This is a genomic window from Vibrio sp. 10N.286.52.C3, from assembly GCF_041468865.1.
Lineage (GTDB): Bacteria > Pseudomonadota > Gammaproteobacteria > Enterobacterales > Vibrionaceae > Vibrio > Vibrio crassostreae_C.
The window spans coordinates 59,509-82,332 of record NZ_JBFRJM010000004.1 but is presented as its reverse complement, the minus strand read 5'-3'; the positions used below and the strand labels follow the sequence as shown (position 1 = coordinate 82,332).

At 45.5% G+C, this 22,824-nt stretch carries 21 protein-coding genes and 2 pseudogenes; 14 read left to right on the top strand and 9 right to left on the bottom strand.

Translation table 11 applies throughout. The features are described 5' to 3' along the window. Positions 1-457 precede the first annotated feature (457 nt). The 5 genes from cyoA to cyoE are packed head-to-tail and all read left to right on the top strand — an operon-like array spanning position 458 to position 5,234. On the top strand, positions 458-1,354 hold the full coding sequence (cyoA, locus tag AB4138_RS02035) for a ubiquinol oxidase subunit II (protein WP_372304832.1): 897 nt from the start codon (positions 458-460) through the stop codon (positions 1,352-1,354). A 5-nt stretch (positions 1,355-1,359) separates the two neighbouring features. Further along, positions 1,360-3,435, top strand: a complete 2,076-nt coding sequence (gene cyoB / locus AB4138_RS02030) for a cytochrome o ubiquinol oxidase subunit I (RefSeq protein WP_372304829.1) — start codon at positions 1,360-1,362, stop codon at positions 3,433-3,435. Further along, a complete protein-coding gene (gene cyoC, locus AB4138_RS02025) occupies positions 3,407-4,042 on the top strand; it encodes a cytochrome o ubiquinol oxidase subunit III (RefSeq protein ID WP_080967339.1) in 636 nt (211 codons plus the stop codon). The genes cyoB and cyoC overlap by 29 nt, the downstream gene beginning before the upstream one ends. Continuing rightward, positions 4,042-4,353: a cytochrome o ubiquinol oxidase subunit IV gene (gene cyoD / locus AB4138_RS02020; protein WP_372103797.1), complete on the top strand. Its 312-nt coding sequence runs from the start codon at positions 4,042-4,044 to the stop codon at positions 4,351-4,353. Before cyoC ends, cyoD begins: the two co-directional genes overlap by 1 nt. Further along, positions 4,314-5,234, top strand: a complete 921-nt coding sequence (gene cyoE / locus AB4138_RS02015) for a heme o synthase (protein ID WP_372304826.1) — start codon at positions 4,314-4,316, stop codon at positions 5,232-5,234. Before cyoD ends, cyoE begins: the two co-directional genes overlap by 40 nt. Positions 5,235-5,311: 77 nt before the next feature. Here cyoE and AB4138_RS02010 read toward each other — a convergent pair whose 3' ends face one another. From AB4138_RS02010 to AB4138_RS01995, 4 genes are all read right to left on the bottom strand, one after another. After that, a complete protein-coding gene (locus AB4138_RS02010) occupies positions 5,312-5,800 on the bottom strand; it encodes a hypothetical protein (protein ID WP_372304823.1) in 489 nt (162 codons plus the stop codon). Positions 5,801-6,020: 220 nt separating this feature from the next. Further along, positions 6,021-7,997 (bottom strand): alkyl sulfatase dimerization domain-containing protein, encoded by a 1,977-nt coding sequence (locus tag AB4138_RS02005; RefSeq protein WP_372148410.1) that lies wholly within the window; start codon positions 7,995-7,997, stop codon positions 6,021-6,023. 310 nt (positions 7,998-8,307) lie between these two features. Beyond that, on the bottom strand, positions 8,308-9,297 hold the full coding sequence (locus AB4138_RS02000; protein WP_372174628.1) for an efflux RND transporter periplasmic adaptor subunit: 990 nt from the start codon (positions 9,295-9,297) through the stop codon (positions 8,308-8,310). After that, positions 9,297-9,908: a magnesium transporter gene (locus AB4138_RS01995; protein WP_372304820.1), complete on the bottom strand. Its 612-nt coding sequence runs from the start codon at positions 9,906-9,908 to the stop codon at positions 9,297-9,299. Before AB4138_RS01995 ends, AB4138_RS02000 begins: the two co-directional genes overlap by 1 nt. A gap of 773 nt (positions 9,909-10,681) precedes the next feature. Between AB4138_RS01995 and AB4138_RS01990 the strand changes: the two genes are divergently transcribed. The 4 genes from AB4138_RS01990 to AB4138_RS01975 all read left to right on the top strand — a co-directional run bounded on the left by AB4138_RS01990 (position 10,682) and on the right by AB4138_RS01975 (position 14,287). Continuing rightward, the gene (locus AB4138_RS01990; protein ID WP_017068098.1) at positions 10,682-11,617 is read left to right on the top strand and encodes a LysR family transcriptional regulator; all 936 of its coding nucleotides are present in this window, start codon (positions 10,682-10,684) and stop codon (positions 11,615-11,617) included. Positions 11,618-11,820: 203 nt separating this feature from the next. Further along, a complete protein-coding gene (gene gloA / locus AB4138_RS01985; protein WP_017084654.1) occupies positions 11,821-12,198 on the top strand; it encodes a lactoylglutathione lyase in 378 nt (125 codons plus the stop codon). A 14-nt stretch (positions 12,199-12,212) separates the two neighbouring features. Then, a complete protein-coding gene (locus AB4138_RS01980; protein ID WP_372090605.1) occupies positions 12,213-13,310 on the top strand; it encodes an alkene reductase in 1,098 nt (365 codons plus the stop codon). 110 nt (positions 13,311-13,420) lie between these two features. Then, a complete protein-coding gene (locus AB4138_RS01975) occupies positions 13,421-14,287 on the top strand; it encodes a DMT family transporter (protein ID WP_372090607.1) in 867 nt (288 codons plus the stop codon). Between the two features lie 100 nt (positions 14,288-14,387). Here the strand turns inward: AB4138_RS01975 and AB4138_RS01970 are convergent. Continuing rightward, positions 14,388-14,513 (bottom strand): annotated as a pseudogene (locus AB4138_RS01970) (MarR family transcriptional regulator); the annotation flags it as partial. On the opposite strand from AB4138_RS01970, the pseudogene AB4138_RS01965 reads away from it, so the two are divergent. Further along, a pseudogene (locus tag AB4138_RS01965) lies at positions 14,511-14,627 on the top strand (cytochrome c); the annotation flags it as partial. The pseudogenes AB4138_RS01970 and AB4138_RS01965 overlap by 3 nt on opposite strands. 130 nt (positions 14,628-14,757) lie before the next feature. Here the strand turns inward: AB4138_RS01965 and AB4138_RS01960 are convergent. After that, entirely contained in the window at positions 14,758-15,252 is a 495-nt protein-coding gene (locus tag AB4138_RS01960; RefSeq protein ID WP_048609354.1) for a peptidylprolyl isomerase, read from the bottom strand. Positions 15,253-15,375: 123 nt separating this feature from the next. Continuing rightward, on the bottom strand, positions 15,376-15,984 hold the full coding sequence (locus AB4138_RS01955; RefSeq protein WP_017065287.1) for a TetR/AcrR family transcriptional regulator: 609 nt from the start codon (positions 15,982-15,984) through the stop codon (positions 15,376-15,378). Between the two features lie 167 nt (positions 15,985-16,151). Between AB4138_RS01955 and AB4138_RS01950 the strand changes: the two genes are divergently transcribed. After that, positions 16,152-17,138, top strand: coding sequence for a glycosyl transferase family protein (locus AB4138_RS01950; RefSeq protein ID WP_372304817.1), 987 nt, complete (start codon positions 16,152-16,154; stop codon positions 17,136-17,138). Between the two features lie 98 nt (positions 17,139-17,236). Here the strand turns inward: AB4138_RS01950 and AB4138_RS01945 are convergent, their stop codons facing one another. Both AB4138_RS01945 and AB4138_RS01940 read right to left on the bottom strand, forming a co-directional pair. Then, entirely contained in the window at positions 17,237-17,533 is a 297-nt protein-coding gene (locus AB4138_RS01945; RefSeq protein ID WP_050622140.1) for a hypothetical protein, read from the bottom strand. A 165-nt stretch (positions 17,534-17,698) separates the two neighbouring features. Continuing rightward, entirely contained in the window at positions 17,699-17,932 is a 234-nt protein-coding gene (locus tag AB4138_RS01940) for a hypothetical protein (protein WP_372304814.1), read from the bottom strand. A gap of 302 nt (positions 17,933-18,234) precedes the next feature. On the opposite strand from AB4138_RS01940, the gene AB4138_RS01935 reads away from it, so the two are divergent. From AB4138_RS01935 to AB4138_RS01925, 3 genes are all read left to right on the top strand, one after another. After that, positions 18,235-18,651 carry a CBS domain-containing protein gene (locus tag AB4138_RS01935; RefSeq protein WP_017060213.1) on the top strand — a complete coding sequence of 139 codons (417 nt, stop codon included), beginning with the start codon at positions 18,235-18,237 and terminating at the stop codon, positions 18,649-18,651. Positions 18,652-18,822: 171 nt separating this feature from the next. Further along, positions 18,823-20,286: an MATE family efflux transporter gene (locus AB4138_RS01930; RefSeq protein ID WP_017060214.1), complete on the top strand. Its 1,464-nt coding sequence runs from the start codon at positions 18,823-18,825 to the stop codon at positions 20,284-20,286. A 153-nt stretch (positions 20,287-20,439) separates the two neighbouring features. After that, complete coding sequence (locus AB4138_RS01925; RefSeq protein ID WP_029236439.1) at positions 20,440-22,797, top strand: zinc/cadmium/mercury/lead-transporting ATPase; 2,358 nt, start codon at positions 20,440-20,442, stop codon at positions 22,795-22,797. Positions 22,798-22,824: the final 27 nt, after the last annotated feature.

Below are 22,824 nucleotides of genomic sequence, written 5' to 3'. Positions count from 1 at the left end.
ACCCAAACATCACTTCGCTTCATCATTGTTGGTCGCCGACTCTCCCGATTCTTACTCATCCCTTATCAGTGTTGGTTTTGCATGTGTAGCACGCCTATGTCGTGTAGCTAATTCCTTCTCTGTTTTCCATGTTTCACTTTCATAATTGGAAGGTTAGTTTCCAAGTTTGTTTGGTGAGCTTTCAATTTCGACTCCTCATAATGCGCCAAATGTAACAATGCATTTCAAAGTGTAACAATTAAGTCATATTTTTTGTGTGGTTTTAACCGCGCGGCAATGTTTCGGCCGCGTTGTGCTGTCGTTTGAATTTGGCAGTTTTAACTATGCAGAAATGGGCTTAATTCAGTTTCGCTTTGAGATGTGTCGTTTCACATGCTCAACACATAAATATTCTAATGACCATGACAACCAGTACTCAGACGTTCGTTCTGAGGCTGGATAACCATCGAGAAAGTTAATGGAAGCTTCAAGATATAAACGCATTTTATCGAGGACAAATTTGTCGAAGATTGGTTTGCTGGGAACCGTTCTGATGCTCGAAGGATGTAACTCCGCATTGCTCGACCCAAAAGGTAGCGTTGGCGTTCAGGAAAAAGAGCTGATTATCACGGCTCTGTTGCTGATGTTGATTGTCGTCATCCCAGTGACTCTGATGACCATCTACTTTGCTTACCGATACCGCGAGAGCAATACCACGGAAGAGTATGCACCTGACTGGGCGCACTCAACCAAGATCGAAGTGGTGGTATGGACGATTCCAATCATCATCATCGCGATTCTTGCCACCATCACTTGGCGAACAACACACGAACTGGAGCCTTCCAAGCCTCTGGAAAGTGATGTGCAACCTATGGTGATCGAAGTGGTCTCTCTGGACTGGAAATGGCTGTTCATCTATCCGGAGCAAAACATTGCGACGGTTAACTATGTGGCGTTCCCGAAAGATGTACCGGTGACGTTTAAGCTGACTTCAGACAACATCATGAACGCGTTCTTTATCCCGCGTCTTGGTTCGCAGATTTATGCGATGCCGGGAATGGTGACCAAGCTGAACTTGATTGCTAATCATGAAGGTGACTTCAAAGGTTTTGCATCGAACTACAGTGGTAAAGGGTTCTCTCAAATGAAATTCACCGCATCAGCCATGCCTGATCAAGTGGCGTTTCTAAACTGGGTGGAAAAAGTGAAAGCTAGCCCAGACCGTATTGAAGATTGGGAGCAATTCCGTTCATTGGCTGCGCCAAGTGTCGCTGAACCTGTGACTCTGTTCTCCAGTATCCCTCCATTTTTATTCACTGATGTCGTGACCCAGCACCCTGGTTCAATGAACTGTTTGCCGGAAACCCAAGGATAATCGTCATGTTTGGAAGATTAACTCTAGACTCAATTCCCTACCACGAACCCATTATTTTGTTCACGTTAACCATGATCGCTTTAGTGGGTGGTTTAGTGGTGTATGCGGTAACAAAAGCCGGTAAGTGGCAATACCTTTGGAATGAATGGTTTACTTCTGTAGACCACAAAAAATTGGGCTTCATGTACATTGCTGTAGCGATGGTGATGTTAGTTCGTGGCTTTGCCGATGCGGTAATGATGCGTAGCCAGCAATTGCTTTCTGCAGCCGGTGAGACGGGCTATTTACCGCCACATCACTACGACCAGATCTTCACGGCCCACGGCGTGATCATGATTTTCTTCGTCGCGATGCCTTTGGTTATCGGTTTGATGAACATCATTGTTCCGCTACAAATCGGTGCTCGTGATGTTGCATTCCCTTATCTGAATAACCTGAGCTTCTGGCTGTTTGTGGTGGGTATCATCCTAACCAACATGTCACTTGGCTTAGGTGAGTTTGGCCGTACGGGTTGGTTGGCGTATCCGCCGCTTTCTGGTATTGAGGCAAGCCCGGGAGTCGGGGTCGATTATTGGATATGGGCGCTGCAAATATCCGGTGTGGGTACCACATTAACGGGTGTGAACTTCTTCGCGACCATTTTGCGCATGCGTACTCCGTCTATGCCAATGATGAAGATGCCAGTGTTCACGTGGGCATCGCTGTGTGCCAACATCCTGATCATCATCTCTTTCCCAATCCTGACGGTGACCATCGCGTTACTGACATTGGATAGATACATCGGCACGCACTTCTTCACCAACGACCTTGGTGGCAACGTGATGATGTATGTGAACCTGATTTGGGCATGGGGACACCCTGAGGTGTACATCCTAATCTTGCCTATCTTCGGTGTGTTCTCTGAAGTGACTGCAACCTTCTCTCGCAAAAAACTGTTTGGTTATACCTCACTGGTATGGGCGACGGTGGCTATCACTATTTTAGCGTTTGTGGTTTGGCTGCATCACTTCTTTACCATGGGTTCAGGCGCCAATGTGAATGCCTTCTTTGGCATCGCAACCATGATTATCTCTATCCCGACCGGGGTTAAGATCTTCAACTGGCTGTTCACCATGTACAAAGGTCGTATCCGTTTCACAACACCTATGTTGTGGACAGTTGGCTTCCTTATCACCTTCACCGTTGGTGGTATGACGGGCGTGTTAATGGCAGTACCGGGTGCAGACTTCATTCTGCATAACTCAGTATTCCTGATTGCGCATTTCCACAACGTAATCATCGGTGGCGTAGTGTTCGGTTGTTTCGCTGCGATTGGTTACTGGTTCCCGAAAGCGACCGGTTTCACTCTGAACGAGCTTTGGGGCAAACGCGCGTTCTACTGCTGGATCATCGGCTTCTTGATGGCGTTCTTGCCGCTTTACGCTCTAGGTTTTATGGGCATGACGCGTCGTTTGAGCCAAGACATTAACCCTGAGTTCTTCCCACTATTGGCGGTTGCGGCTGCAGGTACGGGCGTGATTGCGATGGGTGTGGTGTGTCAGTTCGTTCAGATTTACGTGAGTGTTCGTGACCGCGACCAAAACCGAGATCTAACCGGTGACCCTTGGGGCGGACGTACATTCGAATGGGCGACATCGTCACCACCACCGTTCTATAACTTTGCAAAATTGCCTAAGGGCGATGAGATCGATTCGTTCTGGTATCAAAAGCAAAGTGGTGAGTTTGATCCAACTCAGGAAGAAGAATACGAACGTATTCACATGCCGAAGAACACACCGACAGGCATTTATGTGTCTGCATGGGCGTTGGCATTTGGCTTCGCAATGATCTGGTACATCTGGTGGCTAGCGGCTGCAAGCTTAGTAGGCATCGTGGTGACGTGTATTCAACACAGCTACAACGACGATGTGGACTACTACGTGGAAGTTGAAGAGATCAAAGCGATTGAAGCGGCTCGACGTGCACAGCTTGCAGAAGCGAAGAAACAGTCAGTGAAAGGCGACCATTCTGGTCGTGGTAACAGCGCTGACACTGATAACAACGACAAAAAAGATGACTTGGAGACGACGTATGCAAGCTAATACTCCGTCACACACTTATGATCTTGCACACTCGCATGATCATCACCACGAAGCTGCGGGGAATAAGTTGTTTGGCTTCTGGGTTTACTTGATGAGTGACTGTGTCCTGTTTGCCACGCTTTTCGCGACGTATGCCGTGCTTGAGAGTGGATCAATTGCAGGGCCGACAGGTAAAGACATCTTTGAACTGCCGTTCGTGTTTGTCGAAACCATGATGCTGCTGTTCAGTAGCATCACCTTTGGTTTTGGCATGATTGCAATGAAGCGCAAAGACGTGACCGGACTGAAGCGATGGATCAAAGTGACTTTCGTATTGGGCTTAGCCTTTATCTGTATGGAAGTGTATGAGTTCCACCACTTGATTGCAGAAGGTTATGGTCCTCAAGAGAGTGCGTTCCTTTCAGCGTTCTTTACCTTGGTTGGTACACACGGTTTGCACGTAACGTTCGGTCTTATCTGGATGGCGGTGGCGTATCACCAACTTTCAACCAAAGGCTTGAACGACAACATGTCGATGCGTTTCCAGTGCTTAAGTTTGTTCTGGCATTTCCTTGATATCGTTTGGATTTGTGTATTTACCATCGTGTACTTAATGGGGGTGATGTAATGGAACAGCATCTAGACAGCGGTGCAACGGATTACGTGAAAGGCTTTATTGCTTCACTAATTCTCACCATTATTCCGTTCTACATTGTGTGGGCACATGCGCTACCAAACACGGAAACTTACGTGATCTTGTTCGGTTGTGCGCTGGTGCAAATCTTTGTGCACTTTAAGTACTTCTTACATATGGAAGCGAAATCTTCCGATGGGCGTTGGAACTTGGTGTCACTGATGTTTACCGCCATTGTTGTATTGATTCTTATCGCTGGCTCGGTATGGATCATCTACAACATGAACGTCAACATGAAGTTGTAGGCCAAGGTATGCTGAAAAAATATTTGTCTATTACCAAACCGGGCATCATTTTCGGCAACCTGATTTCTGTTGCGGCGGGGTTCTTCCTCGCTGCAAAAACAGAACCAGCCAGTGCGATGTTGTTACTGACGACTTTAGCGGGTGTAGGGCTTGTGATTGCATCAGGTTGCGTGGTGAACAACATCTTTGATCGAGATATCGACCAGAAAATGAAACGTACCCAGAACCGTGAATTGGTTCAGGGCAATATCAACACAGACGTCGCATTTATCTATGCGTTAGTTATGTTGCTGGCAGGCACGGCGCTGCTGTTTCAATTTGTTAATCCGATGTCTGCGGTTGTGGTGTTGCTTGGCTATGTGTTTTACGTCTTTTTCTACACCATGTGGTACAAGCGTAATTCGGTTTACGGCACCTTAGTTGGCAGTATCTCTGGCGCGGTTCCTCCATTGGTTGGCTACCTTGGCGTGACTAACTACCTGAGCTTAGAAGCCGTTCTATTGTTCATCATGTTCTGTTTATGGCAGATGCCACACTCGTATGCGATCGCGATGTTCCGCATTCAAGACTACCGCGATGCAGGTATACCTGTGTTACCGGTGAAAGAGGGCGTCGACAAAGCACATCAGCACATGAAAGCGTATGTAGTAGCGTTTGGCGCAGTTGCTCTGGCGTTGTTCTTACTCGGAGAGGCGGGTTATGAATACCTAGCGGTGTCGGCGGCTGTTTGCTTTATGTGGACCAAAGTGACATTCCGCAAGGTCGATTGCCTCAACTACATTCAGTGGTCAAAGACCGTTTTCAAGGTCTCTCTGCTGGTGGTGATGGGCATCAGTGGCGTACTAGGGCTCGAACTGATTCCGCTGCCTACGCTTTTTTGATTTAAGTTTGTCGTTGAACCCTCAATGTTCTGAAGTCCGAGGGTTTGACGACTTTTTATCTGTCCCGCTTTAAGCTATTACCCTTCAAAAATATCACTAAGCCAATCTTCAAGCTGTTCTCGTTTATCTTGTGGGCCGTTGATGATCACTAAGCCGTTTAGTATCGCGTGATCCCAAGAGATGGTGCCAGTTGCTAGCGCATCGAACACATCGAGTTCCGTAATCAGTAAGAGATCTTCCTCGGTAGGCAAAGTATCTCTGCCTGACACATCGACACCTTTCTCAAACTTCACTTGGCTGTAATGACCTTTAATTGCTTCGAATAAATTGAACTCAATTTTGCTTGGATGGGGTTTTGAAAGCGCAGCTTTGATGGCAAAGAGTCGAAAGTGATCTGGCTTATTGAGGTTGTTGAATTCATTGTCTTGTCTGGCTGTGATGACGTTGCCAAACACCTCTAGTGAACCGGGCTCTGTCACCAAACTAAACCCGGTATCTTGGTGAAGGCCACAGGCAAACGTGAGTGAAGAGGTGAGTGAAAGAGTCAAAGCAAATCGTTTTAACATAATGGTTATCGAGACCTGTAAAAGGATTAAGAATCTGACGGCAGCAGCCGAACCTGACGATAAAAAAGGGACCACAAAGGGTCCCTGTATTTGTTTGTCGTCCATGTAACGGTCAGCGAATCGATTGATAGCTATTTAGCGAGATTGTTTGCTAAGTAGCTTTCGTCAAAGAGCCATCGTCGAAGATCTATCGCCAAAGAGTGACCGTTCGAGCTCGCTATTAGCGAACGATGAGCATGATCTCTTCTGGAGTCATTGGCTTATCGAAGTAGCTCATGAATTGACCGAAGCCTTTGATGTCGCCATTCGAGAACTTGAATGCACCAGACTGTAGGTTGGTACCAATCACTTGTTGAGCGTTTGGACCTGCAATCAAGATTTGGTTCAATACTGCACGAGTGGTGTCGATTTGAACGTCTGCGCCTTTCACTGCTTCTTCGTGTAACTGAGCAATACCGTTGCGAATTTCGATAGTGAATGCTTCGTTCGTATCAGAGAAGTTGTACGTTAGCATCATGTTCACGTCTAACGAGTTTTCTGCGATAAGCGTTGAAGTCATCATGTCGAAGATCTGCTTGCTTGGTAGTGCAGTAAGAACGTCAACAGAAGCGAAGCTGATCATGTTAGAGAAGTCACGTTTGTTCTCTAGTTCAGCCGCCGCGTTGAGCGCCCAGTTACGCCAGTTGATGTTCACTTGGTCTGCAGCCCATGCTTTGTAAGCTTGTGCTTTCATCTCACGAGCTTCCATATCTTGCTTGTTTACCGTGATTGGGTAAGAAAGAATTTCTGCTGCAAATGTGTAGTTCTCAGCCTTAATTGCTGCTTGTGCAGTCGTAAGGATGTTGTCACGACCGCCCATGATCTCTACGAATGCTTTAGCGCGTTGCTCGTAAGCCATTGGCTCTAGCTGCCATGGATCCGCTTCGAAGAAACCGTTGTAACCTACGTAAATCTGACGCACGGCGTGTGCAACAGTACCGTAGTGTTCACCTAACCAAGGGTGTTCTGCAAGGTGCTTAGGAAGTTTAACTACTTCAACTAGCTCGTCTGGCGTCATACCTTTGTTCATGTAACGGATAGTTTGATCATGAGTGTATTGAATCGCATCACGGTAAGCCGTTAGTACGTCAGCTACTGCTTCTTTACCTTCAACAGGACGACCGTGAGAGTTAATCATGATCTCAGTGTCGAACTTACGCATTACGTCGATGCCCTTGAACCACATTGATGGGTCACGGAATTTAGTACCACGGATGGTGTGAAGGTTAGGGAAGTTCTCACCTTGAAGTACTTCAGCCGCGTGCAGGATTTTCTGGTCTGGGAAGTAAACCACTAACTCATCTTTAGTTTCAGATGGCACGTTCTCGATGTGCATTTTCACGCCAGAAATTTCGATTTCGATGTGGCTTTGGCTTGGTACAAGCAGGTTTGGTTCGATGAACGAGATAGCACCTTGCATGAAGCGTGGACCAAGGCCGTCGTTTACTGTGCCGTGCTCGCCTTCTTCTACGTGCTTAGCACCTGTGTAAGAAGTACGGTGACCAAATAGAGTACCTAGGTTTGAAGACCAGTTAGCCACTGCAGCGGTTAGGCCTTCTTCAGCGATGATTTTTACTTCACCTGATGCCACTTCTTCGTCAGTCACCCACGCACGCACACCAGAGATGTGGTCGATGTGGTTGTGAGAATAAATGATTGCTTTAACCGGCTTGTCGGTGATTTGACGGAACTGTTCTTTAACCGATTGAGCCATTTCTACCGACTCGCCTGGATCAACAATGATGATGCCGTCCGTACCTTCAATCATGACGGGTGTATCTAGACCGAAACCGTAACCAAGATATACGTTGTCATCTACTTTGATGATTGCTTGGTCCATTTTACGACCATGCTTGGTGAGGATTGGGTGAACATGGTCAGACTCAGCAGTGTAAGCTAGAGAATCGCCTGTTTTAGAAACAACTTGAATACGTTCGCCTTTTCCCCAGAACATGTTTGATTTGTGTTCGAATAGAACCTCGCTCTTGTAGCGAGCATCAAGATCAATGTTTTGGTATTGCGCAGCATTTGCCGTCTGAAGTTCTTGGCCGACTTTCGATGTCGCTTCTACAGTTGGCGTTGCAGATGCAAAACCAGAAGCAAGTAGAGTGCTCGCAATAGCAACAGGAAGCGCCATTTTTTTGAATGTATTAGTCATGGTAGTGACCTTATATTTGGATACAGGAATTGGATTTCTTGAGCCAAATGATAGAGGTGGGGGAGGTCGCTATCTACGCGCTAATAATATTTCAATCTATCGTTTTTTCGATGATTTGTTTGATAAACGATTGTATTAGCGATTAATTTTGATCTGAATCAATTAGTAAATGAGCTTGCAACAGATACAAAAATGCCCTGAAATTCAGGGCATTTGTTTTACAATTAGTCGCTAGTTCATGAGTGGCTGTGATACGAGTGAATAACAGCCAAATCATTGAATATTTAATTGCTTATCAAGAGCTAATCGTTTACCAAGCACCTAAGTATGACTTGTAAGATTGTAGGCGAACCGTTGCTGCACCGATTACATCGATGAAGCCCCAGAACGGATGTGGCTTCTCAGCTGAGATCCAAGCCGCGCCAGTTGAACCAATAGGGATGTTGTAACCTTCTGGTTCAATGATCTCAAGTACGATAGTACGACCTAAACCATTGCCGTTTCTTACCACGTGTTGACCGACGCTTTGTGGCCCCTGAAGTGGAGAAATACTCGACTCACCGGTACCGGCATTAAAGCTGTGTACTTTTGCTCGGAACACGTGGCCTGGGTATGCATCAACGAAGAACTCAGCGAAGTCTCCTACTTGAACATAGCCATAAGTTTGGTCTGAAATACGCATCTCAAGAAACTTTTTGCTGGTGTTGTAGAGGTGCATGTTACCCATGACAGAACCTTCAGCAATATTCACTATCGATACCTGACCATCAAACTCAGCTCTAATGGTTTTCTTCTCTTGCGCCCAGTTCACTTTTTGTAGATCGGCTTTTAACGACACAAGTTCAGCGTGCAGCACTCGAAGATCTGAGTCGTACTTTTCTACGTCACGCATATTGAAGATTTCAGGTGACGTTTCAGCACGCTCTAAGTCGCGAGTCATTTGCTTGATTTCTTCTTCTTTCTGAACAATTGAAGATTCGATCTTTGCTTTGTCTGCGGCTGAGTCAATGTCGACGAGTGTGTAAATTACGTCGCCTTCTTTAACCATTTGGTTGTGTTCAACAAGCACTTGGTCGATCTGCTGGCCAAAGATCGGTGACATTACCGCGTGTGGTGCTTTCACTGTGGTTGAGTTGGTTAGATCAACGGGTGCCCACAAGCGAGAGATAACCGCTAATACCGCAAGAATCGTTACGCCGCCAATGGCAGCCCATGTGTAGTTCTTGAAGTTCTTCTTAAGTGCGCCTGTCGCAAACAGTGACCATACAATTAGGATGTATGGAATCATCATCTCTTTCATTATGCGACCTCTTTTTCTGTAGCGGATGGTGTTGTTGGAGTCTTTTCTTCTGAAGCCTGTTCTTTTGAAGATTGCTCTACTGAAGACGGCTCTGTTACCGGTTGTTCAGGTGATACGTGGACTGCGGCTGTCTCTGTATTGGTCGCGTCTTGTTTAGGCTGAACACCACGGCGAATCACATCACTCAGTGATTGACCAATATGTTTCCAGTTCGCCAATGCGATAACCAATGCGATAACCCAGAATGTTTTGCTGATGAAGAGTCCGCAAAGTGACAGTGCAAACACGATTTGAACGTGAGCGCTTTTGTGCTCTTTTGCTTTATGCACACCCAGTTCATGCAACTGCCACATGCCGTAAACACCGGCTAAAACCACAGCAATGGTCACTGAGAACAAGTAACCAGAGAAGTACTCCATCTGGAAGAAGTTCATCATCATTTCATTGGGATGATTGTTGAATTGAGACATGTCGATGTCTTTAGAATGGATTGTGCCTAACGGTGCAAGAGCCCATGCACCAGCAAACATTACCGCCATAAACAGGCAGAATTTAATCAAGACCATCACAACGGCCCAGATTTTCTGGAAAATGATTTTTATAAAGTTCATATCTCAACCTAAATAGGGAGAGAGAAAGTGCAGCCTTGGTACAAGACTTTTAGAAGACATCTGAAAGAGGTGTTGAACTCACGTAACCGTATAGACCTACTGAGTCAAAAGTACTAGATGACAATTAAAAATCGCTTTGACCACGTAGACAACGCATTCTCGCGAATAGAGTGTTAAAAACACCTGGCGAAATCATTCTTAAGTAACGTCTACCATTGATAGGTTCGTTTGCTGCATTGGGTTTTAAGGCCGTCTTCCGTGATGTGTGCAACACCATCATCTACACATTTTTAGGTTTTCTGTTTAGGTTAAGAATTGATTTGTTGGCGAAATAATAGGAAGTGTAACTGGTGCTATCTACGCATTATTGCGATATTGAATTATCGTAATTACGATGAATTGAGTGGTTGCTTAAACGTGAGGTGGGTTTATTTGAACAGGCTCAAACTCGGCTTATAAAATATGTCTATTTAATTAGCCTGGATCATAGAAGTGGCTATAAAAGTATCAATAAGGCAGGACGGAAATATTGAATACTCCGACCAGTCTAGGGTGAGTTTGGGTGGATTAAGCGTTACTGGCACAGCGAAGAGATTTAGATTCCAATCTGGCGAATGTGGCAGCTATTCGAAAGAGTGAGTTGTTCTGACATTTTTGCTCTTTACCATATGATGCTTCCTTCTCAGTTTTGTTTTCTCAATGAGCATCCGTTGTTTCATTCTATCGCTTTTACGATAAGATAATTAAATCTATCGCCAAATGAGCACTGAATCATGAGTAATGACATTCCGAATTTTAACTTATTGGCTGTGTTTTCAGCGGTGATGGAGCAGGGCAGTTTGAGTAAGGCTGCCGATCATTTGAATACCAATCAATCGACGATCAGCACTGCGCTCGGCCGACTGAAAAATGAAATTGGCCAAGAGTTGTTTGTGCGCAGTGGGCGAGGGGTTGTGCCTACTGCTTACTCGCAAAGCTTGTATGAGCAAATCAAAGCGCCAATACACGAGCTCAACGGCGTGTTTCAAGGTATGGCTGGGTTTGATGAAGCGAGTACAGAGCGCAGGTTTGTGGCTTCGGTTCCCGAACATTTAAAGTGGATGTTGCTCGATCGATTTTCTCAGTTATCTAACCAAGGCTTATCTCTTGAGGTGTATGACCAACCAGATAGTGATGATCAAGTCCATGAGGATCTATTAACTCAGAAGTTTGATTTGATGATCGACATTGTGTTGCCTGAGCATTCAAGCATGATGAGCGAAAAGCTCTACGACAGTGAGTTTGTGATTGTTTGCCGAAATGGGCACCCTAGGATCAAAGGTGAGATCACCGAGGCGCAATATCTCAGTGAGCAACATGCGGTTTTAGCCAGAACACGTCGCCAAGTAAGAAGTTTGACTCACTACACTTCGTTAGACTTATCCTCGCGTAAAATTGTAATTCACGGCAGCTCTATGGCCAGTAACCTAATGCTGTGTAGCCAGACTGATTACATCACTGTTGTGCCGCTTTCTATGGCGAACCAGTATCAGGAACGTCTTGGGTTACAGTTGTTCAAACCGCCTTTCGATTATCAGCCTATCTCTCATTACCTCATTTGGTTGAAAAAACAGAACACCGATCCGGCACATAAGTGGTTGAGAGAGCAGATCATCAATACGACTAATGACATGTCTAAATCACTAAACAGTTGGCGCTCCGCTTTCTGATCGTCGCCCTATCTTTTGTTTGCCAAATATCTTCTTAACAAATCACTTGTATTAAGTGAGTTATAATAAAAAATTATCACAATGAGAATTTATGATAATTTCATTTATTTGCTGTCAGCTCGTATATTAACCCTAACAAAGAAGTGGGTAACCTCCACTCACGATTATATCGGCTCAGGTTGCTGGGCTAAAAAGGGCGAAATATGAAATTCCTACACACAATGATCCGAGTTACTGATTTAGACAAGTCTATCGAGTTCTACACCAAGGTATTGGGAATGAAGGAACTTGAACGCCACGAAAACAAAGACTACCGCTACACATTGGTTTTTGTTGGCTATGAGCAAGGCGGCACGACTATCGAGCTAACGTACAACTGGGATACGAATGAGTACGAGATGGGCAGCGCGTTTGGTCATCTGGCATTGGGTGTAGAAGATATTTACGCAGCATGTGACAAAATCAAATCGCTAGGTGGCAACGTCACTCGCGAAGCGGGTCCAGTGAAAGGCGGTTCAACTCATATAGCTTTTATTACTGACCCAGACGGCTACCAAATCGAACTGATTCAACTAGGTTAATCGAGGATATAACAATGACAAACGCACTATTTCAACCAATTCAACTTGGTAATATCGAGCTTAAAAACCGTATTGTTATGCCACCGATGACGCGTTCTCGCGCAACGCAACCTGGTAATTTAGCAAACGACATGATGGCGGCTTACTACGCTCAACGCGCTTCTGCAGGTTTGATTATTGCGGAAGGCACACAAATCTCACCTATGGGTCAAGGCTATGCTTGGACTCCGGGTATCTATTCTGACGAGCAAATTGCTGGTTGGAAAAAAGTGACTGACGCCGTACATGAAAAAGAGGGCGTTATCTTCGCTCAACTTTGGCATGTAGGCCGTGTAACACACCCAGATAACATCGGCGGTGAACAGCCAATCTCGTCTTCTGCACTTAAAGCAGAAAACGTAAAAGTATTTATCGATAACGGCACTGATGAACCGGGCTTTGTTGATGTGGTTGAGCCTCGTGAAATGACGAAAGAAGACATCAAAGAAGTGGTTGAACAGTATCGCCAAGCGGCTTTGAATGCAGTTGAAGCAGGCTTTGACGGTATCGAACTTCACGCCGCGAATGGTTACTTAATCAACCAATTCATCGATTCTGAAGCAAACAACCGTACTGACGAATACGGTGGTTCAATTGAAAACCGTTTACGTTTCCTTGGTGAAGTGGTTGAAGCTATGGTTGAAGCGATTGGTGCTGACCGTGTTGGTGTACGCCTTGCTCCATTCACATCGTTGAATGGCACGGTTGACGCTACGCCAGTAGAGACTTACACAGCTGCTGCAGCACTACTTAACCTATACAAAATTGTTTACCTGCACATTGCAGAAGTTGATTGGGACGATGCACCTGAAACGCCAAAAGCATTTAAAGCGGCAGTTCGTGAAGCTTACGATGGTGTCCTTATTTATGCGGGTAAATACGATAGCGAGCGTGGCGAAAAAGCCGTTGCTGAAGGCGTAACTGACATGGTTGGCTTTGGTCGTCCATTCGTTGCGAACCCAGATTTACCAGCTCGTATTCAAAATGGTTACCCACTTGCAGCGCACGATCCAAACACATTGTTCGGTGGTGCTGAAAAAGGTTTAACGGATTACCCAGAATACGCAGGCTAAAAACAGCTGCCTGAAGCAGAGTATTGAGATAGTATCTCGCTCCTGTTGAATGTTTATAAAAAGCAACCTTGCAGAGTCGGGTTGCTTTTTTTGTTATTGGACTAAGTAAAATGATGAACGTGAAAGCGATGCGCGGAGAGCTTTACCTTCTATTTGCCACCCTGCTAGCTGGGGTGGGATGGATTGCATCTAAGCTGGTGGTATTAGAAATGCCTGGGCCGGTGTTCATTGGTGTGCGATTCCTCGTCGCGAGTTTTATTCTTCTGCCATTTTGTATTCACCATATTCGTAAGCTTTCGCTTAAGCAGATTCTGTCTCTTTGCGGCGTGGGTCTGTTGTTGTCTGCCTCATTGCAGGTATGGGTGTTTGCGGTTTCAGTGACGGAAAGCTTGTCGGAAGGGGCATTCATCATGAGCTTAGCCATGATCATTGCACCGTTTGTGTCTTGGATTTTGTTTCGAGTTAAGCCTAATCGTGCGTTTTGGATGTCTTTCCCGATCGCGATTATTGGCATGCTTCTGCTGACTCTGGGCAACGGCTGGCATGTTGAGCAAAGTCAGATTTACTTCTTGTTAGCATCGATGTTGTTGTCCGTGCACTTTGTGATGAACAAGCGTGTGATTACCAATATCAAGCCTATCGCATCAATCTGTGTGCAACTGTTTGTGGTGGGGGTGAGTGGTTTAGCCTTTGCTTCTATGACTGCTCAGCCGGAGTTCGAAATCACCAAAACCTTAGTCTTCTGGTTTATTGTCTCTGCGGTGATCGCAACGTCTATTCGTTACTTGCTACAAACGGTCGGTCAGCACTCCGTGAACATGGAAGTGGCGGCATTGATCATGATTCTTGAGCCTGTGTGGACGCTGCTGTTAAGTGTGAGTGTGCTTGGCGAAAGTGTAGAGATGCAGAAGCTGCTCGGTGGGGCGGTGATCATTGCTTCACTATTTTGCTATATCAAATGGTCGAGACGAAAATAAAACACTCGGCGCAAGGCCGAGTGTGGGTTGTTTTTCAATACACGTTCAGAGTGTAATAATTTCTAAGCACTAAGCTTGCTAAGCAGTGAACGCGGTAAGATCAGATTGCCGCGACTACTTTCTGAAGTAGCTTGAGCATTTGTTGTTGCTCTTCAGCATCTAACTCGTTCATCAACTCTTTGTTTAAACGAACGGGGATAGGAACGAGTTGTTCTTCAAGTGCTTTTCTGAGCCTTATCAGGCGAGTGTTGAACAAGACTTGTCGAGTGCAGAGCAAGGGTTAAATTCTGCGAATAAGACGTGCAAAGGGTGTCACCGTACTTATCGTTCTCGTTGGTAACGATTTTAACAACGAGCTTTGAATACAGGTGGTAAAGTCGAACCCTTACCACCATAGTCCTATCGCACAGCCTTCTTTTCTTTGTGCTATCAATTCGAATGCACTAGGGGCGGGAAAGGACGTGAATGAATTACTCGTTGATGGTGACTTTAGTAATCACAATATCTTCGCAAGGCACATCTTCGTGTCCCCAACGAATGGTTGTTGGTGCGACAGCGATTTTGTTTACCACATCCATACCCGCTGAAACCTTGCCAAATACCGCGTAACCCCAGCCAGCATTGGTTGTTGAGGTGTGATCTAGGAAATCGTTGTCATCAAGGTTGATGAAGAACTGCGCCGTTGCAGAATGTGGTGCATCAGTACGAGCCATTGCCACAGAACCAATCACATTCTTCAAGCCACGGTTTGCTTCGTTGACGATTGGGGCACGAGTTGGTTTTTCTGTCATGTCGATAGTGTGACCACCACCTTGAATCATGAAACCTTCAATAACACGGTGAAATGTCGTGCCTTCGTAGAAACCGTCTTGGCAGTATTTAAGGAAGTTTTTCGACGTTACTGGCGCTTTTTCAAGGTTCAGTTCAATCTCGATATCGCCAAAGTTGGTGGTGAAAGTAATCATAGGGTTACCTAAAGTTGAAGTTTTACTGAGTCGTAATGACGAAAGTGGGTTGCAGTATAGGGAAAATAACAGCAGATACTAGTGATGGTTTTATTGTGGTTGAATTCTCATCAACCACCAAAATCACGCCTGATATTGTTTAAGGAACATCTCGACACTTGAAGTAATGATCACTTGTTTGTGCGCAGCATCCGGTGACGGCACATGACCAATGATTTGCGGCCAAAACGCAAAAGACTTAAGCAGACCAATGAACTGCGTGGAGGCGAATTGTGGGTCTAGTTCTACTAAACGACCGTCTGCCAACGCGGCTTTAATCCAGGTTGTAAGTCCACTTTCTGCTTGGGAATATTTTTCCATCGCTTGATGCGCCAGTTCGGCGTTATGGAAATACTCTGAGAACAACACGCGTGACAGGTCGATGAAGCCTTCAGACTCAAGTAACTCAAGTTCTTGATTGGCTATCGACGAAAGCTGTTCTTCAAGTGGTAGTTCTGCTTGATAAGGGAAATGCGTCGCGGCCAGAGTTTTGCTCCAAATGCTGTCCAGAATCTCATCTAAAAGCAGCTCTTTGCTGGCAAAGTGATTGTATACGGTTCGCTTTGATACTTCTGCGCGGCTCGATATTTTATCCATGCTGGTGGCCTTGTAGCCATGCTCAGTAAACTCTGCGATAGCAGCGGCAACGATCGATTCACGTTTTCTTTGGCTCAGCGTTTTTTTTACAGTCATCGGGATACTACTCAATATGTCGCGGTTAGCATTACATACGCTAATTTTACACCAGTAAGTTTACTTTTAGAACACCAATCCGCGTATTGGTAATTCGGTCGAGAGCAACTGAATCGCTTTGCAATGCACGGTGGGTATCATAGAATCGAAAGTGTATTCGAATTTTATTGATATCAACGGAAGAGAATAAACAATCAATGAGTAGTATTTTAGAGTGTATTCGTACAGTTGGACGAGGAGAAAGAGGGCGTAAGCCTTTATCGTTCGAACAAGCCTACCGCATCATGGATGAGTATTTAAGCGGAGAAGTCGGTGACGACCAAATGGCTATGCTACTGATGTTGATTCGTGTGCAGAATGAAACCAATGAAGAGATCGCTGGCTTTGTAAAAGCGTTTCAATCTCGAGTGCCAGATTTAGGCGCTGATATTGATTGGCCGTGTTATGCAGGTAAGCGTAACGATAACGCCAGTGGCAAGCCTTGGAACTTGTTGGCGGCAAAAATCTTAGCTGACAATGGCTATAAAGTGTTAATGCATGGCTATATGGATAAGCCGAGCGGTAGGACGCACGTTGAAAGCCATTTGCAAGATGTCGGTGTGCAAAGTGCTGAGAGCCCTGAACATGCTAAGTCGATTCTTGAACAAGACGGCATTGCTTATTTACCGCTAGCTAACTTTGCGCCCGAAGCACAAACCATGATTGGTTGGAAACACCGCTACGGTTTGAGAACACCAATTAACACGGTAGTTCGAGCATTGAATCCTGGTGGTGGCCGTTTAGGTCTGCGTGGCAGTTTCCATCCTGGCTTTCCACAACTTCATGCGGAAGTTGAGCATGTTATCGGAAATAAATCCCACTCGGTGATTTCATTCAAAGGGATGAACGGTGAGTCGGAATATAATCCTAAAGTTAGCCAAACGGTATGGATGAGCTCTCCTGACAAAGTCGAATCGTTCTACTGGGAAGAGATGATGAACCTAGAGCTGCCACTTCCTAGTCAATGTGTACTTGGCACATCGGCTGAAGATATGGCGCTAATGGCGAATACCGTTGTCGACAGCATGACAACCATTCTCTTTGCAGAAACGCACGATAAAACTGAGGCATACCAGAAAGCGGTGCGCCTGTGGCATGAGTATTGTGCGCGTTAGATGGTGGTTTGTAATCAATGAGAGAAGGTTAGCGAGCGCTGGCCTTTTTTATACTTGATTTCTAGTAATGGCTTTTCGTGCGTGTCCAAACAATAGCGCTACTTCACTCGCATCAAGCGATGCATTTTGTCTTCGAACTGAATCTCGATCACCTGTGAGATTTTCATCTTATCAACACGATCAAGCATTCTCGCTTGATAATCACGTTTCTTCATCCACTCTAGCGGTTCTTTAAATCCATCTTCATTAATCACAAACGACTGATCGGTAATGGAGTCTTCAAAGATATGAACCACCCAAATTCGTGATTGGAAATCCAATAACTCGCTAAAGTAGCTTTTTAACTTAGATAAGGAATTCGTTAGATACGTTTTAGGTGAGGTTTGAGAAGACATAGTAAACCGTATTTGGACAATGAAAATCGGCAAGGGCGCCGTCTGATCATTATAGCCTTTACCCGTTAGGCTTGTCAGGTCGAATTCGGCAGCCATTCACGCTAATGCTTTGCTATTGCTAATGTGGCTGCCAGTTCGTGATTAACCAAATCAGTGTCGGATTCACTATTTAACGAATAGGCCGAAGTCGATCTCTTGTTCTCTTTGATACTTCACTAGCTTCACTTTTAGGTCGTGTTTTGCTGCTAAATCAATGGCTAAGCATGACATGCGTTTTATCTCATCAACGCAGCTTGATATAAGCGGTTTTTCTTGATTGTCAATAGTGGCGATGAGTGTGTTTTCTGTACCATCGTAACCTGCATAAACATACGCGTACATGTTGTTGTCGTGTTGCATAAACTTCTTAAATCGGGATTTCTAATTATTAGTGCGATGAAGATTACAGGGTTTATTTACGCAGGCTAGTTCGGCTAAGTAAGGTTAAGCAAGGGAAAGTAAGGCTTTGTAAGGGCTCTTTTTTTCTTTTTTCTGGTGTTCGAAAACGTGCTCAACCCTTTGTTTGTCTCACTTTTTTGTCTTGTTAGGTTTTGCCTATCAATAAAATTGTTGAAATCCATTTAGTAAAATCAAGATTTTAGACAACAATTAACTTAACAAGATAGAAAAATATATGACGCAAAGTATTTAGGGAGAACGCAATGCACTCTATTAAAGTGAAAGATTACATGACGCAGCAGGTTGTGACATTTACTCCTGATATGCCGTTAAGTTTAGCGTTAGACAAAGTGATGCGTAGTCACCACATGGGTGGACCCGTAATCGACGATAATGAACAAGTGATTGGCTTCCTTTCAGAGCAGGATTTACTCGAGAAACTTGTGAAGGTCAGTTACTTCTGCCAAGACACACACCTTGTGGGTGACTGCATGTACCAAGAAGTGCTGTCGGTGTCCCCTGACTTATCCATTATTGAATTGGCGGACATGATGCAGGTTGGAAAACCTAAAGCATACCCTGTGATCGATAATCGAAAACTGGTGGGTATTATCACCAGAACCGATGTTTTGAGAGCAATCGGCAAGAACTTGGAAGAATGCTTCAAACATCAGGTATAGTAGCGTGTTAAGAACGATTATTTTTCTCAATACCCTCAATTGAAAAAAGGCGCACTAGCGCCTTTTTTCTGTATAGCGCTTTTCTTGGTCGATCCTCTCTTTGTGGATCCCGAGCCTGTTGAACAGCTAATTGGACTTTAGCTCTTGGGTATTCCAACTTTTGGAGGTTTCATGTCAAATCAAACGGCAAAGTTTGTTGAAGGTTCAACGATGCGCCACATATTGGTGATGTCGGGGGCTGGCTCTGTCGGTTTGATGGCGTTATTTGTGGTCGATCTGCTCGACATGCTGTTTATCAGTATGCTCGGACAGGTTGAATTGGCTGCTGCGGTAGGCTTTGCAGGTACGCTGACTTTCTTTTCTACCTCCGTTTCTATCGGTACTTCCATTGCCATGGGCGCATTAGTGTCCAAAGCCATCGGCTCCAAGAATCACGAGCACGCTCGAAACCTAAGCACCAGTATCATGCTGACTGCGTTTGTTATCAGTTCAACCATAACTGCAATCATGTTCGCTTATATTCCAGAGCTGCTAGCCGCGATAGGCGCCAAAGGCATTGCAGCCGAACGCGCTCAAGCTTACCTACAGATTTTGCTACCTAGTGGTCCATTTTTGGCGTTAGCGATGGCAGCGGGTGCGGGCTTAAGAGCGGCAGGTGATGCTAAGCGTTCGATGTGGGCAACTTTGTCTGGCGGCATTGTTAACGCGATTCTCGATCCTCTGTTTATTTTTGGTTTTGGTTGGAACATCGAAGGGGCGGCTATCGCTTCGGTTGTCGCTCGTTTCTCGGTGCTATTCTTTTCGCTTTATCCTCTTATTCGCAGCCATCAGCTGGTAGCTCCGCCTTCTTTTGTGCAATGGCGCATTAATATTCGACCAATATTGGCGATTGCGCTGCCTGCGATTATCACCAATACCGCAACGCCTATCGGTAATGCGATTGTAACAACGGGTATCGCACAATATGGTGAGGATTTTGTCGCGGGCTTTGCCGTGATAGGTCGTCTGACGCCAGTTTGTTTTGCGGTTATCTTTGCCTTGTCTGGCGCTGTGGGGCCAATCATTGGTCAGAACTTTGGTGCTGAACGCATGGACCGAGTGAAGGAAACACTCAATAACTCATTGCTGGTTACTACGGCATACACTATCGCTGTTTGTATTCTGTTGTACTTCGTTCAAGGTTATGTCATTCAAGGTTTTAGTCTACAAGGTGATGCAGCAATCATTGTGGCAGCTTTCTGTACCTATGTGGCGTTAACCTTCACCTTTAACGGTGCGCTATTTGTTGCCAACACCTCTTTTAATAACTTAGGCAAACCGCTTTATTCGACAGCATTGAATTTGGGCAAAGCCACGTTAGGTACTCTGCCGTTCGTCTATCTAGGTTCGGAGTGGTATGGCGCTTTGGGTGTTCTTTATGGTCAAGCTTTGGGTAATGTTCTGTTCGGGATTTTAGGTATCTTGGTGCTTCGACATCATATCGCTGAACTGATGCAAGGATCTCAAGTTGATCCAGTGGAAGACGATGTGTCGATTGTCAGCCTAAACACACAGCCATTCTGTTCACACGATGCGGTGCTTATTGATGATGTATCGGCGAACCGTGAAGAGTGTGCGGAGCTTAAATCTCAGTAAGCCATCGGCGCTGGCATAATATTTTTGTTTTCTTGAAAACTTCTTCTTGACCTTGGAGTAGCCTCCAAGGTTTATACTTTTGATGAACTTAAGGTTCTGTTGCTCGTGAGTTAGCAACAACCTCAAGGCTTTTGAGTATTAAGGAGATACATTATGTGCGCAAAACATGCAGCGTGCCGCTCAGCAAAAGTGGACGTTCAACCTCAAGCGGCAGGAGCAAGTTGCTCTAGCCCTAAAATTTCAAGCATCACAGCAGCAGGTACTTCATCTGGTTGTTGTAGCTCTTCTGCTACTTCGTCATCGTCTGGAGATGATTGTTGTAGTTCGTCGGACAGTGGAGAAGAAGACAGTCAGTCCTCAACTTTATCTCTCGACGCCAAATTTTCGAAAAGTTGGCTGGTTGCCGGAATGGACTGCCCAGCTTGTGCAAGAAAAATAGAAAACGCGATTAGCAATATTGACGGTGTTATTCAAGCGAAGGTTCTCTTTGCTACCGAAAAGCTGGTTGTGAAATTCGATAATCAAAGCCTTGCTGACACCATTGAACAGGTCTCTATCAAAACGGGTTTCCCTCTTACGGAAGTCGGTTCAAAGAAAGAAAAACAACAACCTGAGACTTTTTGGCAAGCTTATATCCAACCTAATTTACAGATTATCGCGATTGCAGCGGCAATGCTGTTTGCGGCGCTTCTGAAAAGTACCTCTCCTCAATTAAGCGAAGGCTTGTTTACGGTAACTTGTCTGCTTGGTTTATATCCGGTGGCGAAGAAAGCGGTTCAGCTGGCGCGTTCAGGTACACCGTTTGCTATTGAAACCTTAATGAGTGTTGCCGCGCTGGGTGCTTTGTACCTTGGCGAAACTGCGGAAGCAGCGATGGTTCTATTGTTGTTCTTGATTGGTGAGCGCTTAGAAGCGTTTGCTTCATCAAGAGCAAGAAGTGGCGTTCAAGCGCTAATGGCATTGGTACCAGAAAACGCGACTAAGATCATCAACGGCGAGCGTGTAGAAGTAGCAGTCAGTGAACTGGTTCCAGGTGATGTGATTGAAGTGGCCGCGGGCTCTCGTTTACCTGCTGACGGCCAATTGATTACAGACGCGGCAAGCTTTGATGAAAGTGCGTTAACCGGTGAATCTGTTCCTGTTGAACACATCGAAGGCAATAGCATCATGGCTGGCGCTGTGGTGGTCGATAAAGTGGTTCGTATCACCATCACTTCAAAACAGGGTGAGAACGCGATCGATCGCATTCTTCATCTGATTGAAGAAGCAGAGTCTCGTAAAGCACCACTAGAGCGATTCCTCGATAAGTTCAGCCGTTGGTACACACCGTTAATGATGGTAGTGGCTCTGTTGGTCATCATCACACCACCATTGTTGTTTGCGCAGCCATGGGAAACATGGGTTTACCGTGGCCTAGCGCTATTGTTGATTGCTTGTCCGTGTGCCTTGGTTATCTCGACTCCTGCAGCGATTACCTCTGGCTTAGCAGCAGCAGCGAAACGTGGCGCGCTCATTAAAGGCGGCGCAGCGCTAGAGCAGCTTGGTAAAATCCAAACCATCGCCTTCGATAAGACAGGCACACTGACCGAAGGTAAGCCTCAGGTTACGGATATTCAACCTCTATCGGGGTGGCAACAAGACGCGATGCTGCGTGTGGTTGGGGCGATTGAAGTTGGCTCTACTCACCCGTTGGCGCAGTCACTTGTCGCTAAAGTAAAAGACCTGAATATTGAGATTCCTGAATCACACAACAAGAAAGCGTTGATTGGTAGTGGTGTTGAAGGGGATGTTGATGGTGTTAAGTATCAGGTTCTGTCACCGTCTAAAGTCACGTTCGAACTTGGTGCCGATGTGGTTTCTCAGGTAGAAGCATTAGAAGGTGAGGGCAAGACGGTTGTGGTTGCTCTTGAGGTTAAAGATCAAGAAGAATCAACAGAGCAAGCTACGACGGTGATTGGTCTGATTGCTTGGCAAGATACGTTACGCAGTGACGCTAAGCTTGCGATTGAACGACTTAATGAATTAGGTATTCAATCTATCATGTTGACCGGCGATAATCCGCGCAGTGCAGCAGCGATCAGTAGCAAGATTGGTATGCAGTACAAGGCAAGCCTATTGCCAAGCGACAAGGTATCTTACGTTGAGGAGTTATCTCAACAGTCGCACGTGGCGATGGTCGGTGATGGCATTAATGATGCACCAGCAATGAAAACGGCGAATGTCGGCATCGCAATGGGTGGTGGTACGGATGTCGCTTTGGAAACGGCGGATTCAGCACTGACTCATAACCGTTTAACTGAGCTGCCAGCGATGATTGAACTGTCGCAAGCGACCATGAACAACATCCGTCAAAACGTAGCCCTTGCGCTTGGTTTGAAGGTCGTATTCTTGGTGACAAGCTTGTTAGGTATTACCGGTTTGTGGGTGGCAGTTTTAGCGGATAGTGGTGCAACTGCATTGGTGACATTGAACGCATTGCGTCTGCTTCGATTTAAATCTAAAGCGGACTAAATCGAGCTCACCGACATAGAGCATTCT

What these genes read in the sequence shown, in the direction of transcription:
- cyoA (WP_372304832.1), top strand. Translation starts at nt 458, where the DNA reads ATGGAAGCTTCAAGATATAAACGCATTTTATCGAGGACAAATTTGTCG.
- cyoB (WP_372304829.1), top strand. Translation starts at nt 1,360, where the DNA reads ATGTTTGGAAGATTAACTCTAGACTCAATTCCCTACCACGAACCCATT.
- cyoC (WP_080967339.1), top strand. Translation starts at nt 3,407, where the DNA reads ATGACTTGGAGACGACGTATGCAAGCTAATACTCCGTCACACACTTAT.
- cyoD (WP_372103797.1), top strand. Translation starts at nt 4,042, where the DNA reads ATGGAACAGCATCTAGACAGCGGTGCAACGGATTACGTGAAAGGCTTT.
- cyoE (WP_372304826.1), top strand. Translation starts at nt 4,314, where the DNA reads ATGGATCATCTACAACATGAACGTCAACATGAAGTTGTAGGCCAAGGT.
- AB4138_RS02010 (WP_372304823.1), bottom strand. Translation starts at nt 5,800, where the DNA reads ATGTTAAAACGATTTGCTTTGACTCTTTCACTCACCTCTTCACTCACG.
- AB4138_RS02005 (WP_372148410.1), bottom strand. Translation starts at nt 7,997, where the DNA reads ATGACTAATACATTCAAAAAAATGGCGCTTCCTGTTGCTATTGCGAGC.
- AB4138_RS02000 (WP_372174628.1), bottom strand. Translation starts at nt 9,297, where the DNA reads ATGAAAGAGATGATGATTCCATACATCCTAATTGTATGGTCACTGTTT.
- AB4138_RS01995 (WP_372304820.1), bottom strand. Translation starts at nt 9,908, where the DNA reads ATGAACTTTATAAAAATCATTTTCCAGAAAATCTGGGCCGTTGTGATG.
- AB4138_RS01990 (WP_017068098.1), top strand. Translation starts at nt 10,682, where the DNA reads ATGAGTAATGACATTCCGAATTTTAACTTATTGGCTGTGTTTTCAGCG.
- gloA (WP_017084654.1), top strand. Translation starts at nt 11,821, where the DNA reads ATGAAATTCCTACACACAATGATCCGAGTTACTGATTTAGACAAGTCT.
- AB4138_RS01980 (WP_372090605.1), top strand. Translation starts at nt 12,213, where the DNA reads ATGACAAACGCACTATTTCAACCAATTCAACTTGGTAATATCGAGCTT.
- AB4138_RS01975 (WP_372090607.1), top strand. Translation starts at nt 13,421, where the DNA reads ATGATGAACGTGAAAGCGATGCGCGGAGAGCTTTACCTTCTATTTGCC.
- AB4138_RS01960 (WP_048609354.1), bottom strand. Translation starts at nt 15,252, where the DNA reads ATGATTACTTTCACCACCAACTTTGGCGATATCGAGATTGAACTGAAC.
- AB4138_RS01955 (WP_017065287.1), bottom strand. Translation starts at nt 15,984, where the DNA reads ATGACTGTAAAAAAAACGCTGAGCCAAAGAAAACGTGAATCGATCGTT.
- AB4138_RS01945 (WP_050622140.1), bottom strand. Translation starts at nt 17,533, where the DNA reads ATGTCTTCTCAAACCTCACCTAAAACGTATCTAACGAATTCCTTATCT.
- AB4138_RS01940 (WP_372304814.1), bottom strand. Translation starts at nt 17,932, where the DNA reads ATGCAACACGACAACAACATGTACGCGTATGTTTATGCAGGTTACGAT.
- AB4138_RS01935 (WP_017060213.1), top strand. Translation starts at nt 18,235, where the DNA reads ATGCACTCTATTAAAGTGAAAGATTACATGACGCAGCAGGTTGTGACA.
- AB4138_RS01930 (WP_017060214.1), top strand. Translation starts at nt 18,823, where the DNA reads ATGTCAAATCAAACGGCAAAGTTTGTTGAAGGTTCAACGATGCGCCAC.
- AB4138_RS01925 (WP_029236439.1), top strand. Translation starts at nt 20,440, where the DNA reads ATGTGCGCAAAACATGCAGCGTGCCGCTCAGCAAAAGTGGACGTTCAA.